We start from the raw sequence: 16,218 nt of genomic DNA on the forward strand, positions 1-16,218 counted from the left end.
CAAATATCCTGCTTTTCATTAGTGCTAATATTAACTTAATGTTAAGTTTTAACAAGAATTTAAGACACCACAATATACAAAAAATGATTTAAAACATTTAATTACAGCGTTTTACCCCCCTTGGCATTGTTAATAAAATCTACATATAAGTTAAAAAATGTAAAAGAGATACGATTGATTAGAGTTTAATCGTTTGTAAGTTTTTTTTGAGCTAGTTCTTTTCCTAGTTCTACACCAAATTGATCGTATGAAAATATATTCCATATAACTCCCTGAGTAAAAATTTTGTGTTCATATGTAGCTAAGAGCATCCCTAAAGAATAAGGTGTTAGTTTTTTTAAAACTATTGAATTACTAGGATGGTTACCTTTAAATACCTTATATGGTAAGAGCTTATTTATTTGACTTAATTGATTATTAATTTTTAAATCTAAATGAGCCTCTTCTTTTGTTCTTCCAAAAGCTAAAGCTTCTTGTTGCGCAAAATAATTTGCGAGCAATTTTTCATGATGATCCTCTAGATTATGTAACGGTTCTTTAAACCCTATAAAGTCAACAGGTATTAACTTAGTTCCATGATGTAATAATTGCATAAAGGCATGTTGAGAATTTACACCTGTTCCTCCCCAAACAATTGTTCCTGTTTGATAATCAACTTTATTTCCGTTTCTATCAACATCTTTACCATTACTTTCCATCACCGCTTGTTGTAAATATGGTGGAAGCTTTTCTAAATATTCACTATAAGGCAATACCATTTCGGTTTCAGAATCGAAGAAATTATTATACCAAATACTTAAAAGAGCTAAAACAACTGGTATATTTTTATTAAAGTCAGCTGTTTTAAAATGGTCATCCATTTTTTCGGCTCCTTTTAATAATTCTTTAAAATTTTCAAACCCTATAGACAGAGAGATTGATAAACCTACGGTTGACCAGAGAGAAAAGCGTCCGCCAACCCAATCCCACATTGGAAATATATTTTTTTTATCAATTCCAAAACTATCAACAGCTTCAGTATTACAAGAGACTGCAACGAAATGTTTAGAAACATCAAAAACAGTTGCATGTTTTAAAAACCAATCTCTTATTGTATTAGCATTATTAATTGTTTCCTGTGTTGTAAAACTTTTGGAAACTATTATAAAAAGTGTTGTTTCTGGGTTTATTTTTTTAAGAATTTCTGAGACATGGTCTCCATCAATGTTTGACACAAAATGTATGTTCAGTTTATTCTTGTAAAACTGTAATGCTTCTGTAACCATTTTTGGACCTAAGTCAGATCCTCCAATACCTATATTAACAACATCTGTTATTGACTTCCCTGTATAGCCTTTCCATTTTCCTGAAATAACTTTATTACTAAAAGCTTTCATTTTTCGTAAAGCTGTTTTAATTTTAGGCTTTACATCTTTTCCTCCTACAAAAACGGGTAGGTCTGTACTACTTCTTAAAGCTGTATGCAATACTGCTCTGTTTTCCGTAGCATTAATTTTGTCTCCTGAAAAATATTTTTCTATAGCTTCTTTTAATTCGACTTCTTCTGCTAAAGAAATTAATAAGTCGATTGTTTCTTGAGTTATTCTGTTTTTAGAATAATCAACACTTAATTCATCTAACAAAATAGAAAATTCATCTTTTCTGTTTTTATTTTTACGAAACAGTTCCTTTAACTCATAACTTTTCGCCTCATTAAAATGTTTTGTTAACCTCTCCCAAGCTTTAGTTTCTGTAGGGTTTATATTCTGTAATGGCATAATTAATGTGTAGCTAAAATTTCTTTTTCTTTAAATGAAAGCGGTTCTGGTTGTGGTAATTTTATACTGTCTAATTGTCTTTTTAATGGTTTTATATACTCTAAATACGTTGGTTTTATTTTGGGGTCTAAAGGTTCTGCTGAAGGTAATTTTTCACGGAATGGATCTACTTGACGTCCATTTTTCCAAAAACGATAACAAACATGCGGACCACTTGTATTCCCTGTCATACCAACCCAACCAATAATATCTCCTTGCTTCACATAGTCTCCTACTCTAACATTACGTCTTTTCATGTGTAAGTATTGTGTTGTATAGGTACTATTATGTTTTACTTTCACATAATTACCATTTCCTCCTCTTCTTGCTGATTCTACAACAGTACCACTTGCTGTAGTCATAATTGGAGTTCCATACCTAGCTGCGAAATCAGTTCCTTTATGTGGTCTTACTCTATTACCATATAACTTAATTCGTCTTCTTAAATTGTATCTTGAAGAAATTCGATATTGGAATTTAATTGGTGATTTTAAAAATGCTCTTCGTAACATATTTCCTTCCTGATCGTAATACTCTGGAATTTTTTTTATTGAATCGGCTACATATCTGTAAGCATACAAATCTTCTCCGTTATGTTTAAAAATAGCTGCTTTGACTTTACCATAGCCAACAAAGGTAGTATCGTTAATAAACTTTTCTTCATATATCAACTTAAATGTATCTCCTTTTTGCAAACGATAAAAATCTAAGGTCCAAGCATAAATATCTGCTACAGTATTTGTTAGCGTTGGCTTTAATTGTAGGCTATCCATTGTTACAGATAAATTAGAGTAAATTTCACCAGCTATTTCTTTTTCTACGGTTTTTATCTTTTTTCTATGTTTATATGCAGAGATTATTGAGTCTTTAAAATCTATAACTGTAGCTTCTACTTTATTATGTTTGTAAATAAAAACTTGAGCCTGATCTAAACTATCTTTTGAAGCTAAAATTGTGTACGCCTTTCCAGATCGTATTCTCCTTACATCAAAAGTATCTTTAATTTTAGTAGCTATCTCATTAATTTTAGGGTACATTACGTGATGTCTATCCATAATAACACCAAAGCTTTCTCCATTATTTATAGTATCGTTAATAACCTTATAGTTATCTAAATTAAACCCGTAAGCTATAACAGGTTTAGGTTTTTCTATTTTAACGGGCTCTTGCACGACTACTTTCTTTTCTTTTTTACACGAAAAGAACAGACATAAAAGAATAAATGTAAAAATGATTTTTTTCAAAAAAAGCTGCTTTAAATTTGGGTTTATGCGCAAAAGTACAAATAAATAGTATTTTTTCTCTCACTTTAACAATTCTTAAACAGCTTATATTTTTTTAATCAACAATTATTTCAAAAGGATTTGCTAATCCTTTATAAGCATCTAATTCTGCACGTAAAGAACCTACGGCTAAAGAGGCTTTCATTTTTATTGGAATTTTATTATCATCTGCTGAAATCCAAATGGTAACACTTTCTTTAGCTTTGAAAACTCTACCTGCTTGTACTAATGGTCTAAATTTTTGTGTTTTAACCTTACCAAATTTTGTTTTTAATGTTTCATAGCCTAAAAAACGTAATTTAAAAGGATAACTTTTATTATCAAAGAACATATCAAGCTTAATTTCATCTCCTTTTCTTAATTTTTTTGTATTCTGACTTCTTAAAAAATAGAACGTAGAAATCATATCTTGAGGAGACTTAATAGAAATTAACGTATCTTTTTGTTTACGGAAATCCTGTACGTACGCTGTTTTTTTCTTGTGATTGAAGGTTATATGTCGATTTTTTTTATGTCCGCCCTCATCTATTTTTCTTTTGAATAAGTAGGGCTCAACTTTGTCAATTCCAAAGTAACTTTCATATCTATCATCAACTTTAAAGAACCAACTAATAACACCAGTTGTTTTACCTGTTCCTATAGCATGTAGTACTTTTTGGTTATTTAGGTTCTTCTCTTTTAGTTGTAAAACAGCTGTTCCTGCTTTTAAAAAACCACTATAACTCATATCAAACCGAAGCCACTCTCCGCTTTTGTATGCTTTTGGTTGACTTTGTGCAAAAAAACTTTGTGCAACGATTAAAAATGTAAAAAACAATATTCTTTTTCTCATAATGTTCAAACTTATGAAAATTGATAGACAATTACCATTCCAAAAATTAAAAAAACTGTTTAACAGAACATTATGCTTCTTTTATCTTCTTGTTACTAGAATTTAAAAAGTTCCCCAATTTTTTAATTCTTCTTCGCTCCATAAGTATGGAAAGAAAATTCTTCTTTGGTACTTTGGATGTAAATACTTTCTCCAATTACTTCCTCCTGTGGCTTCCAAATCCCCATCAGTTCCTCCTAAATATTTTCCTGCTGCATTGTAATGAGCCATTACCCATTTTACATTTACTGTATAATCGTAGTGACGCATTGCTTTTATTAGTTCTTCATTTGCTTGAACTTCTTCAGGTAATTGTTTGAATTTTTTTGAAAGGTTACAGTCATTATAATCTTCCATAAAATCTATAAATTCACCCATATACTTTTTCTCAAACAAATTTAATAATGTTGTTTTTTGACCCGTTGTATAATTTTTACCTGCTGCTTGCCAATATAAATGATCATAGGCATTTTTAAATGATGAATTTCTATCAATTGTATCTCGATAACGAGCATCTATCAAATTAATAAGATCGGTAGACGCAAATTCAATCTTACGATATTGTGCACTTTGAAAACCACTTGCTGGTGTTAATGTGTTTCTGAATTTTAAGTATTGGTCTACATCCATTCCATCACCCATAACTGTAAAAGAACTACATAACATATCAAAATAACGACTTATGCGCATTAAATGCTTTGAGAATTTATCTGGTGTAATTTCTTCTGCTTTTGCTACTTGGTCAATTTCCCACAAAATCATTTTAAACAACAGTTCATTTACTTGATGATACATGATAAAAACCATTTCATCTGGTAACGTAGTTCTAGGAATTTGCAATCCTAAAAGTGCATCTGTTTGTATGTAATCCCAATAAGTTATTGGCTCACTCCATAGCAGTCCTTCTAGCATTGCTTCTACAGGAACTCCTAACTTATCGTATTTTTCTTCTATTGCCTTTAATATTTCTTCTTTACTCATTTTCTTGTTTTTTTGAGAAAAAAGAAAAGAGAAAAGAGAAAACAGACAGTCTAACTATCTATTTTCTTTTCTCTTTTTTCTATTATCTATCTTAGTCTATAAAGTTCCTCTTAATTGTTGTTCTCTTTCAATTGATTCGAACAATGCTTTAAAGTTTCCAGCTCCAAAACCACGGGCTCCCATTCTTTGAATAATTTCAAAGAATAAAGTTGGACGATCTTCTACTGGCTTTGTAAAAATTTGCAATAAATATCCTTCTTCATCAGCATCAATCATAATTCCTAAAGATTTTAGCTTTTCAATATCTTCTCTTAGCTCGTGACTAAATTCTTCTAATCTTCCTGGAACTGCTTTATAATATTCTTCTGGTGGTGTTGATAAGAACTCTACTCCTTGAGACCTTAATTGGCTTACTGTTTTTATAATATCATCAGTAGCAACCGCAATGTGTTGTACTCCTGCTCCTTCATAAAAATCTAAATACTCTTCAATTTGAGAACGTTTTTTTCCTTCAGCTGGTTCATTTATTGGAAATTTAATTCTTCCATTTCCGTTAGACATTACTTTACTCATTAACGCTGAATATTCTGTATGAATTTGCTTATCATCAAATGATAAAAAGTTTTCAAACCCCATTACATCTTCATACCATTTTACCCAAACATCCATTTGATTCCAACCAACATTACCTACCATGTGGTCGATATATTTTAATCCTGCTGCTGGTGGATTATAATCTGATTCCCATTTTTGGAAACCTGGTAAAAATGTTCCGTTATAGTTTTTACGCTCAACAAACATATGGACTGTTTCTCCATACGTATAAATCCCTGCTCTTACAACTTCTCCGTGCTCATCTTTTTCTACAGTAGGCTCCATGTACGATTTTGCACCACGTGAAGTTGTTTCTTCGTACGCTTTTCTTGCATCTTCTACCCAAAGCGCTACCACTTTAACTCCATCACCATGTTTTACAATATGATCATTAATTGGAGATTTACTATTTAATGGTGTTGTTAAAACCAGCTTAATTTTGTCTTGCTTAATAACATAACTTACTTCTTCTGTAGACCCTGTTTCTAACCCTTTATAAGCATATGATTGAAAACCGAAAGCCGTTTTATAAAAGTGTGCTGCTTGCTTTGCATTACCAACATAAAACTCTACATAATCTGTTCCTAAAAGTGGTAAGAAGTCTTGCGCTCCTTCAAATATTTTTTCTAAACCGTAGTTTACTGATTTTATTTCTTTTGACATTTTTCTCTATTTTGAAAATTTGATAATTAGTTAATTTGAAAATTGAATTGACACATTTTCAAATTGTCTCATTAATATACTGAATTACTCTAGCCAAGATTTATAATAATCTTCATCTGCTATTTTCATAGCTTCTTCAGTTACTTTTAAAGGTTTAAAAGTATCTACCATTACTGCTAGTTCTTCAGTTACTTTTTCTCCGATACTTCTTTCTGTGGCTCCTGGATGTGGCCCATGAGGAATACCTGCTGGATGTAAAGAAATATGACCTGCATCTATATCATTTCTACTCATAAAATCTCCATCAACATAATACAATACTTCGTCAGAGTCAATATTACTATGATTGTATGGTGCAGGAATAGCCTCTGGATGATAATCATACAGCCTCGGAACAAAACTACAAATTACAAAAGCATCCGTTTCAAATGTTTGGTGTACTGGTGGCGGTTGGTGTATACGCCCTGTTATTGGTTCAAAATCATGAATTGAAAAAGCATAAGGATAGTTATATCCATCATACCCAACAACATCAAAAGGATGTGTTGCGTATACCATTTCAATAATTTCGTTTTGTTTCTTTACATTGATAATGAAATCTCCTTTTTCGTTATGTGTTTCTAGCTCTTCTGGTCTGCGAATATCACGCTCACAAAATGGCGAGTGCTCTAATAATTGACCAAACCAGTTACGGTATCTTTTTGGGGTGTAAACTGGACGATACGATTCTACAATAAACAACCTGTTGTCTTCTGTATCAAAATCCAATTTATAAATAACTCCGCGAGGAATTACTAAATAGTCTCCATACTTGAAATCTAAGTTCCCAAGCATTGTACGTAATTTCCCTGTCCCTCTATGAATAAAAATTACCTCATCTGCATCCGTATTTTTATAAAAATAGTCTTTAGTAGATTCTTTTGGAGCCGATAAGATGATGTTACAGTCAGAATTGGTAAGTACTACTTTTCTACTTTGTAAGTAATCATTTTCTTGCGGAACTTGAAAACCTCTAAAACGATACGATTGGATATTATTTTCTTTTGCTACTTTCGGAGCAATAGAGTATTGCTTACGAATTTCTTTAACCATTGTTGGTCTATATTCATGATAACTATTGGTTGACATTCCGTCAAAACCAATTGTACCAAATAATTGTTCGTAATATAAACTTCCGTCTTCTTTACGAAACTGGATATGTCGCTTATGTGGAATTTTTCCTAATTTATGATAAAAAGGCATCTTTAATTAATTTGATTATTCAACAATTTGTTAATTATATAATTAACTCTCTTTCTTTATTTAGCCTATCATTTATATTAATAGTAGCTAAACTTCAAAACCAAACAACAATAGCTATTCCGGGTTCCTTTTTATCATGAACTTTAAATGCGCTAAAAGGTCTTTCCAATGCATTTTAAATAGGTTTTTAGTTGTGCTTTACAAATATACCAAAATTAAAAAGATGTTGATATCTCATTAAATTTCAAAATTTTAGATTTTTTTATTTAAAATTAATCTAAATAAGTTTTGACATTAAGTTTTGTTAAAATATTTTTGCCTCATAAAATAACTTTATTAAATCTAAATAATAATAAAAAATGAAAAAAATCATACCCATATTGTTGGTATTGTTTTTATTTATTACAACATCAATAGTCGCTCAAAACAGCTCTGTTAAGGGTTTTATTGTATCAGAAAACAATAACTTCCTCTCTTCTGTGAATATAACTTTAAGTTCTACAAATCATGGAATTATTAGTAATGAAAAAGGAGAGTTTGAGTTTAAAAACTTAAAAAAAGGTAAGTATGTAATTAATTTATCAATGGTTGGTTTTGAGAAAAAATCAATTACAGTAAGACTTAAAAATAATGAATCTAAAAATCTTGGTAGGATTCTTCTTAAAGAAGCTATCGATGAGTTAGACGAAATCACCATTAATGGAGTAAAAAACAGATACGCTAAGAAGAAGGTCTCTAATTCTTTACGCTTACAAACACCTATTAAACAACTACCTCAAAACATTCAGGTAGTTGGGTCAGAGGTTTTACAAGATCAACTTGTTACAAACATGCTCGAAGGAGCTTTTAGAAACGTAAGTGGGGTTAGTAACATAGAGCATTGGGGAAATTTCGCACGTGTTAACATGCGTGGGTTTAGATTACCAGCTTTTAGGAATGGTGTAAATATTCAAGACTCTTGGGGGCCTTTGTCTGAAGATACTTTTATGATAGATCGTATAGAATTTGTCAAGGGACCTTCAGGCTTTATGATGGCTGCGGGTGAACCTGGTGGTTTTTATAATGTGGTTACAAAAAAACCTACTGAAGAAAAAATAGGGTCTATAAACTTAATGGCAGGCAGTTTTGATACATATCGAGCTGCGGCAGATTTTGGTGGATCTTTAACAAGTGATAAGCGTTTACTAGCTCGTTTGAACGTTTTATATCAAAACGCTGGAAGTCATAGAAGGTTTGAGGATAGTGAACGTATTGGTGTTGCTCCTTCATTATCATATAAAATAAGTGATAAAACAGACTTCTTAACTGAGTTTTCTTTTCAAAAACTAAACACTCTTTTAGGAGCTGCTTATATTTTTGCTCCTTTAGATAAAGGATTTGGGAGTCTTCCTAAGAACTTTTCTATGGTTGACAGTAATTTTCCTGATACTGATATTAAAGAAGTTAGTTTATTAAACCAACTAACACATCGCTTTAATAATAACTGGTCAGTAGAAGCAAAATATGTTACTATGTTGTATACTCAACAGGGAGCTTCTGCTTGGTTAAATAGTATGCAAAATAATGGTGATGCTATTAGAAGTGTAAGTATTTGGGATGCTATTTCTGAAAGTGAATATTTTCAATTATATGCTAACGGAAAGTTTAATACCGGAGCAGTAACCCATAGAGTTATGGGAGGGTTTGATTATACGGATAAAGAGTATTTTGCTGATTTTTATCAAGGTGGTGCAGTAGACACTCCTACAAACCCTTTTAATATATACAATCCAACTTACGGAGATCGTATTTTTCCTGTATTTGATAGAAGTACACCTTTAAAAGACCGTACACCTTCTTACTCTTATGGAACAAAAATAAACTCTATATATGCTCAAGACGAAATAGGTTTTTTAGAGAATAAAATACGTTTAACATTAGCGGGTAGATACACTCAATTAACTCCTAAAGGAGATATTACAACTAAAAAATTTACTCCTAGAATTGGTTTTAGTGCTGATATAACTCCTCAAATTACCGCTTATGGATTATATGACCAATCATTCTTAGCAAATGATGCTATTGATAATGCAGGAAAGAGGTTTGACCCTATTGAAGGAACTATTTACGAAGCTGGTTTAAAAACCAATTGGTTAAATGGTAAAATAAACGCTTCTTTAAGTGCTTACATTATTAATAAGAATAACATTACTACTAGCGATCCTACCGACCCTACTCGTCAGTTTAGTATTTTACTTGGTGAGGTTGAATCAAAAGGTTTTGAGTTTGATATGCAAGCGCACATTACAAGTGAATTAGACTTATTATTAAATTACGCTAACACAGATGTGAAAATCGCAAAATCAAACATATCAAACGCAGTAGGAACTCGAATTGCAGGACACGCTAAACATATTACCAATGGTTGGTTAAACTATAATTTTAATCAAAATTCTGCCTTAAAAGGCTTTGGAATTTCTTTAGGATATCAATACTTAGTAGATAGAACTTCTTGGACGATTGGAGCTAATAATAATGCAGAACTTCCTGACTATTTTAGAATGGATGGTGGAGTGCATTGGAAAAATAATAAACTTCGTATTGCTTTAAATATTAATAATATTTTAAATAAACATTTATATTCTGGCACCAAAAACGATAAATTTCTTTATTGGCAATCTGAACCAGGAATCAATGGTAGGATTTCTCTTACCTATAACTTATTCTAACAACCCAAAAACCACCTAAAATTTAGGTGGTTTTTATAAATTATTAAAAAATGAAAAAATCAATTCTTACTTTATTATTCTTAGCTGTATTTAGCAATTCTTTTGCTCATTATATTTGGATTGAAACTAGCTCTACAGGAACATTAAACAACGAACACGAAGTAAAAGTTCGTTTTGGAGAGTTTTCGGAAGGTGTAAATGAAAAAGTAGGCGGAGAAAACTATAACAATGTAAAAAACTTTACTATTTGGTTAATCGCTCCTGATGGAACTAAAACAACTTTACAAACAATAGCTAAAGACGATTATTATAGTACCTCTTTCGTTCCTAAACAAAAAGGAACATATACCATTGCACTTGACAATAAAAATATAAAAGTGTTTGATTTTACAAAATACGATTACACAACCTTTAAACCCGAATATCATGCTAAAGCTAGAGTTGTCGTAGGTACATCAATAACAGAATTAAAAAGTACAAACCCAGAAGGAATTGAAATTATCGACGTTACTCCAAAACACCATACAAATGCTGATGAAGTTACCTTAAAAGTATTATACAAAGGCACTGCCCTTAAAGAAGGAGAAATTACTTTATTCACTCAAGGAAAATGGTCGGTAAAAGAAAAAACCAATGAAAAAGGATTAGTAACATTTAAACTACCTAAAAAGACTACTTATACCGTAGAAGCTACACATGAAGAAAAGACACCTGGTACGTACAACAATGTTAACTATAACATTATTTGGCATTGTGCGACTTATTGTATAAAAAACTAGTGTTAAAATTTATTTAAAATAATTCTAAATAAATTTTGGTGTTAATTTTTCTTAAAATACATTTGCTTAATTATATTTATTAAATCTAAATAAGAAAAAAATGAAGGGCTTATTAACTACCATTCTATTATTTTTAGTAATGGTAAACACAGTAGCACAAGAGGGAAATATTAGTGGTACTGTACTAGACAACAACAATGAACCTTTGGTAGGGGTTAATATTATTGTTAAAGGGACAAAAAATGGAGTACAAACTGACATTGATGGTAACTTTACATTATCTAATACAAAGGGAGAAACAACATTAATAGTGTCTTATGTTGGCTTTAAAACGAAAAACATAAGTACTAATAGTGGTACAAAAAACTTAGTAATTACCTTATATGAGGGTAACGAGATACTTAATGAAGTTACTATTGACACTCATAGAAAAAATAAATTCTCAAGAAAGAAAACAGCTTATGTAGCTAAATTACCTTTGAAAAATATTGAAAATGCTCAGGTATATAGTACAGTTACCAATCAACTACTAGTATCACAGTCTGTTACTAGTTTTGAAGAAGCTTTAAAAAATACAACAGGTGTTGAAAAATTATGGTCATCTACTGGTAGAGGTGGTGATGGAGCAGGTTTTTACTCTATCCGCGGTTTTTCTGTTCAACCACAATTAGTAAACGGTGTTCCTGGAATTACAAATGGGTTTATAAACCCAGACAATGTTGAAAGAATTGAAGTTGTAAAGGGGCCTTCTGCTACCTTATACGGGAGTACTGTAACATCTTACGGTGGTTTAATTAATATTGTCACTAAAAAACCATACAAAGGAACAGGAGGAAATATTACCGTTGGTGGAGGTTCTTTAGGGTTTAAAAAACTAACAGTAGATCTTAACACAAACTTAGAAGATAATGAAAACATTTCATTACGATTAAACGCTGGATATCAAACACAAGATAGCTTTCAAGATGCTGGGTTTAGAAAAGCATTATTTTTAGCCCCATCTGTTTCTTACAAAGTAAATAATAGGTTAACTTTAAACTTTAATTATGAACTTTCTTCAACAGATCAAACAAATCAAGCTTTCTTATTTTTAAACAGGTCAGCCCCGCTTACCTATAAAAATTTAGAAGAATTAAACTACGATAGAAATAAATCATTTACAAATAATGATATCTCTATTAAAAATCCAACGCAAAACTACAGAGGTGAAATAGCTTATAAAATTACTGACAATTGGTCTTCTCAAACAATTATAGCTGGCGGTAATGCTAAATCTAAAGGATACTATACATATTTGTACAATGTTCAAAATGATTTGTTTGGAACGTATGCTATAAAATCAGATGCAGAAACAAATACACTTACATTACAACAAAACTTTACTGGTGATTTTAAATTAGGTTCTTTAAGAAACAGGTTAGTTATTGGTGTCGATTATTTAGACTCTCAAGTTTTAGACAATAGTACAGATCCAAAAGGGATTAATGTTGTAAACCCTCAAGGGCAATTAATTCCTGTACCACCTGCTTTTGGTTTTCCTAATTTACCAACTACAAGAGCAAATATTGATACTGTTTTAGCCAACTCTTCAAGAGCTAATTCTGATATCAATCAAAATATTCTTAGCGGTTATATTTCTGATGTTATAAACATTTTACCAGAACTATCGGTAATGGCAGGGGTTCGTTATGATAGATTTAATTATAAAGGTGATGCAAACGACCCAAGTGACGATGAAAAAGAATATACTAAGTCTACTTTTTCTCCTAAATTCGGAATTGTTTACCAACCAATTTTAGATCAACTATCTGTTTTTGCTAATTATCAAAATGGTTTTTCTTATGTTAATCCAGAAAGAGTTCCTGTTGATATCGCCAACCCTGACGGAGATTCTAAGTTACAATCTTATGATTTAGAACAAGCAAACCAATTAGAATTTGGTATAAAAACAAATTTATTTAATAATAAACTGGAAACTACTTTAAGTTATTATGACATAACAGTTAAAGATAAAGTTATGGGTTTCGGTGCTAATAAACAACAAGACGCTACTGTTAAAAGTAAAGGTTTTGAGCTAGAAATGAATGCTAACCCTGTTGACGGATTAAACTTACGTGGTGGTATTAGCTATAATGATGCTAAAGTAACAAAATCAAAATCTAGACCTGATTTAGTTGATAAACGTTTAGCTGAAGCAGGCCCTGAAACTTCTTATAATTTTTGGGCTGATTATAAATTCCAAGAAGGAGCTATTAAAAATGTAGGATTAGGTTTTGGGTTAAACGGTGCAAGTAAATATAATACTATGGTAGGTTATCCTGCTGCAGGTGATTTTTACCTGCCTGCCTATACTATTTTTAATGCCTCAATTTATTATGAAGTTGATAAATTTAGAATTAGTGTAAAAGGAAATAATTTAGCAAACGAAGAATATTATACAGGATGGAGTACTATTACTCCTCAAAATCCAAGAGCATTCCTTGGAACTATAAGCTATAAGTTTTAAATATGAATATCTATTTGAATTATTAAATGTTGCAAACACAAAACTCTGAACTTTTATGTTCAGGGTTTTGTTATTTCATTGAACTACTATGAAAACAGTTACTCTTTTCCTTATTTTCATCGGATGTTATGCCTTATATAGCACTTCTGAAAAAGCATTGTTAATTAAGAACACCCGCTTACAAAAATGGTTTCATAATAATAAACGTAATACCAAGATAATTGGAACAATTACATTATTGATAAGTTTGCTCTTATCAATAACCTTTTTTGGTCTTTCTGCTGGAATTATTACATGGATTGTAGCTGCCTCTTTGTTTTTAAGCCTTATCGTACTCATCACTCCATTAAGAGTGATAAACTACGCTTTTCTAACTGCTTTATTTATGTTAACTTTTTTAATAGAACTCATTTTTTAATATGCCTGCTAATTCCAAATATTTAAACCAATCCCCTTGGCAACAATTTGCAAAAATATCTGCAGGTCTCATTGGTGGATACGTAATAAGTGCCTTACTACATATGTGCTTAGTTTTATGGCTACCAAACCCAAAAGGAATACTAATCACATCTATCTACACCATTTTTATTGTTTGGGGTGCTTTACTAATTGTTCCTTACCTATTTAAAAATGGATGGAAAGCTTGGGTTATATATCTCATAATTTCAATAATCTTATATGTAATTTATTATTTAGGAAACCAACAAAATCCGTTTATATAATGAGTAATAGAAATTACAATGTGTTCTTTAACACACATACAGTTAGCGGTATTGTTATAAGTGTAGCCTTGTATATTATCTTTTTTACAGGCGCATTTGCCCTTTTTAAAGATGAAATTGCTTCTTGGGAAGAAGGTAAGCACTCAAAAAATATTGCTCGAGAACATATAGATTATGATTTTTTATTAAAAAAACTCTCTAAAAACTATCATTTAACTAGTAGAGATATTCGTTTTTATTTAGGAGATAAAAACGATGAAATATATGTATTAGCTTATCCTGCAAAAGACACAGTAAATATCCCTAATGAGGCTAAGTATCAAAATTATCAAGCAATAAATATTCATACTGGAGAAACTGCTTCTTATGTAGAAAAATATAGCTTAGGAGAGTTTTTATATCGTCTACATTTCTTTACTCAAATACCTACTATTGGAATTTACCTTGCTGGTTTTGTTTCTTTATTCTTTTTGTTTGCTATTGTTACCGGAGTCATCGTTCACTGGAAAAAAATAATTTCAAACTTTTATCAGTTCAATCCCAAAATTGCTTTAAAAAGAGTGTGGACAGATGCACACACTGCATTAGGTATTATTGGACTTCCCTTTCAGTTTATGTATGCTGTTACTGCAACTTATTTTTGTCTTAGTCTTTTTGTTTTACTTCCTGCTAATTTTTTATACGGTGGTGATCAAACAAAATTAATGAATGATTTACGTCCCGACCGCAAAACTTATGAATGGGCTGCTGAAACTAACAAAACGCTTCCTAGTGTAAATGAATTTGTAAAAGAAAACACCAACCGCTGGTCTCACTTTAACCCTACCTATGTTTTAATTAAAAATTATGGAGGTACCAACATGAAATACTTTCTTATTGGAGAGTTGGATCATAAAGAACGTTTTTTAAGTTCGGGAATGGTAATTTATGATTTAGAAACCAATAAAACTTCAGTAATAAGAAACCCCAATGAAAGTAAATATACCGACGATGTGCAGCTTTCTTTAGGGCGTCTTCATTATGGAAATTTTGGAGGAATTGCTGTAAAAGTTATTTATTTTGTATTAGCTCTTATTACATGCTTTGTTATTATAACTGGTGTGTTAATTTGGATTGAAGCTCGTAATAAGAAAAGTATGACCTTAAAACAACGTTTATATACTGCGAAAATAGGGCACATTTATCTTGCTATTTGCTTGTCTTTGTATCCTGTAACAGCCTTATTTTTCTTGATTGTTAAGCTACTACCCGAAGCATATCAAACTCAAAAAATGAGCATTTTATACACTTGGTTTTTTGTTGTTTGGTTATTAGCAACCCTCTTTTTCAGATTTAAACGAGATAATTATTTCACAAATAAAACTACTTTGTTAGCAGGCGCTATCCTTGGATTTTTAATTCCTATTGTTAATGGTGTTGTTTCTAACAACTGGGTTTGGAACACCTACAAAGCTAAGCAGTTTGGCATTCTTACAGTTGATTTATTATGGATAGCCATCTCAATTACTGCATTATTTATATACCTTAAAATTAAACCTGAAGTAAAGACTAAAAGTGCTTTTACAAAACATCCTATAGATTATAAAAACCGTAAAAAACTGTTAGCTGAGGAGGCTAAAAAAGCGGCTCAAACTACAGAAAAAAATAAATTATTAAAAGATAAAAACCACATACCGATGAGAACAAAAATTAGTATCCTTTGGATATTTTTAGCAATTGGCTGGATAGTTCACCATATATATGGGCTATTCAATATATACTACAATGAAACTTTAGTAATGGAGGGTGCAACAGGTGAAGCTCCTATTGTACATCACTTATATCGTATTTTATTTGAAGGAATGTGCTTACTTTTTGGTTTGCTAACTATTGAGCTTTCTAAAAAATGGTTCAAGATAACTTCACTGGTTTGGGCGAGTATTGCCGGTTTATATAATGTGTACCATTTCTTTGAAGCTATTCTTCATGAAGCTAATAATATATCTGAGATATTTATGCTTCTTTTGGTAGCAATAGCTAGTATATTTTTAATTATTAATATTTATAAGTGGATTAAAGATTAATTCCTTCTTA

Annotated in this window: 12 protein-coding genes; 6 read left to right on the forward strand and 6 right to left on the reverse strand. The window is 31.0% G+C overall.

Annotation, left to right across the window (positions count from 1 at the left end; genetic code table 11):
• Window positions 1-185 precede the first annotated feature (185 nt).
• The 6 genes from pgi to ACXIHB_RS09660 all read right to left on the reverse strand — a co-directional run bounded on the left by pgi (window position 186) and on the right by ACXIHB_RS09660 (window position 7,430).
• Window positions 186-1,757 (reverse strand): glucose-6-phosphate isomerase, encoded by a 1,572-nt coding sequence (gene pgi / locus ACXIHB_RS09635; protein WP_462098135.1) that lies wholly within the window; start codon window positions 1,755-1,757, stop codon window positions 186-188.
• 2 nt (window positions 1,758-1,759) lie between these two features.
• On the reverse strand, window positions 1,760-3,040 hold the full coding sequence (locus tag ACXIHB_RS09640) for a peptidoglycan DD-metalloendopeptidase family protein (protein ID WP_349264735.1): 1,281 nt from the start codon (window positions 3,038-3,040) through the stop codon (window positions 1,760-1,762).
• Between the two features lie 94 nt (window positions 3,041-3,134).
• Entirely contained in the window at window positions 3,135-3,911 is a 777-nt protein-coding gene (locus ACXIHB_RS09645; protein WP_073182275.1) for a DUF3108 domain-containing protein, read from the reverse strand.
• 102 nt (window positions 3,912-4,013) lie between these two features.
• Entirely contained in the window at window positions 4,014-4,931 is a 918-nt protein-coding gene (locus ACXIHB_RS09650) for a tryptophan 2,3-dioxygenase family protein (protein ID WP_047787931.1), read from the reverse strand.
• Window positions 4,932-5,027: 96 nt separating this feature from the next.
• The gene (gene hppD / locus ACXIHB_RS09655) at window positions 5,028-6,188 is read right to left on the reverse strand and encodes a 4-hydroxyphenylpyruvate dioxygenase (protein WP_047787932.1); all 1,161 of its coding nucleotides are present in this window, start codon (window positions 6,186-6,188) and stop codon (window positions 5,028-5,030) included.
• Between the two features lie 84 nt (window positions 6,189-6,272).
• Window positions 6,273-7,430, reverse strand: a complete 1,158-nt coding sequence (locus ACXIHB_RS09660; protein WP_047787933.1) for a homogentisate 1,2-dioxygenase — start codon at window positions 7,428-7,430, stop codon at window positions 6,273-6,275.
• A 359-nt stretch (window positions 7,431-7,789) separates the two neighbouring features.
• Here ACXIHB_RS09660 and ACXIHB_RS09665 point away from each other — a divergent pair, with 359 nt between their 5' ends.
• The 6 genes from ACXIHB_RS09665 (at window position 7,790) to ACXIHB_RS09690 (ending at window position 16,208) form a co-directional block, all read left to right on the forward strand.
• Entirely contained in the window at window positions 7,790-10,138 is a 2,349-nt protein-coding gene (locus ACXIHB_RS09665; protein WP_462098136.1) for a TonB-dependent receptor domain-containing protein, read from the forward strand.
• A gap of 50 nt (window positions 10,139-10,188) precedes the next feature.
• Window positions 10,189-10,917 (forward strand): DUF4198 domain-containing protein, encoded by a 729-nt coding sequence (locus ACXIHB_RS09670; RefSeq protein ID WP_462098137.1) that lies wholly within the window; start codon window positions 10,189-10,191, stop codon window positions 10,915-10,917.
• 100 nt (window positions 10,918-11,017) lie between these two features.
• Window positions 11,018-13,423 carry a TonB-dependent siderophore receptor gene (locus ACXIHB_RS09675; RefSeq protein WP_462098138.1) on the forward strand — a complete coding sequence of 802 codons (2,406 nt, stop codon included), beginning with the start codon at window positions 11,018-11,020 and terminating at the stop codon, window positions 13,421-13,423.
• An 88-nt stretch (window positions 13,424-13,511) separates the two neighbouring features.
• The gene (locus tag ACXIHB_RS09680; RefSeq protein ID WP_047787937.1) at window positions 13,512-13,841 is read left to right on the forward strand and encodes a hypothetical protein; all 330 of its coding nucleotides are present in this window, start codon (window positions 13,512-13,514) and stop codon (window positions 13,839-13,841) included.
• Window position 13,842: 1 nt separating this feature from the next.
• Window positions 13,843-14,145: a hypothetical protein gene (locus ACXIHB_RS09685; RefSeq protein WP_047787938.1), complete on the forward strand. Its 303-nt coding sequence runs from the start codon at window positions 13,843-13,845 to the stop codon at window positions 14,143-14,145.
• On the forward strand, window positions 14,145-16,208 hold the full coding sequence (locus tag ACXIHB_RS09690; RefSeq protein WP_462098139.1) for a PepSY-associated TM helix domain-containing protein: 2,064 nt from the start codon (window positions 14,145-14,147) through the stop codon (window positions 16,206-16,208). The genes ACXIHB_RS09685 and ACXIHB_RS09690 overlap by 1 nt, the downstream gene beginning before the upstream one ends.
• The last annotated feature ends 10 nt before the right edge of the window (window positions 16,209-16,218 follow it).

This window comes from Tenacibaculum sp. IMCC1 (genome assembly GCF_054906355.1).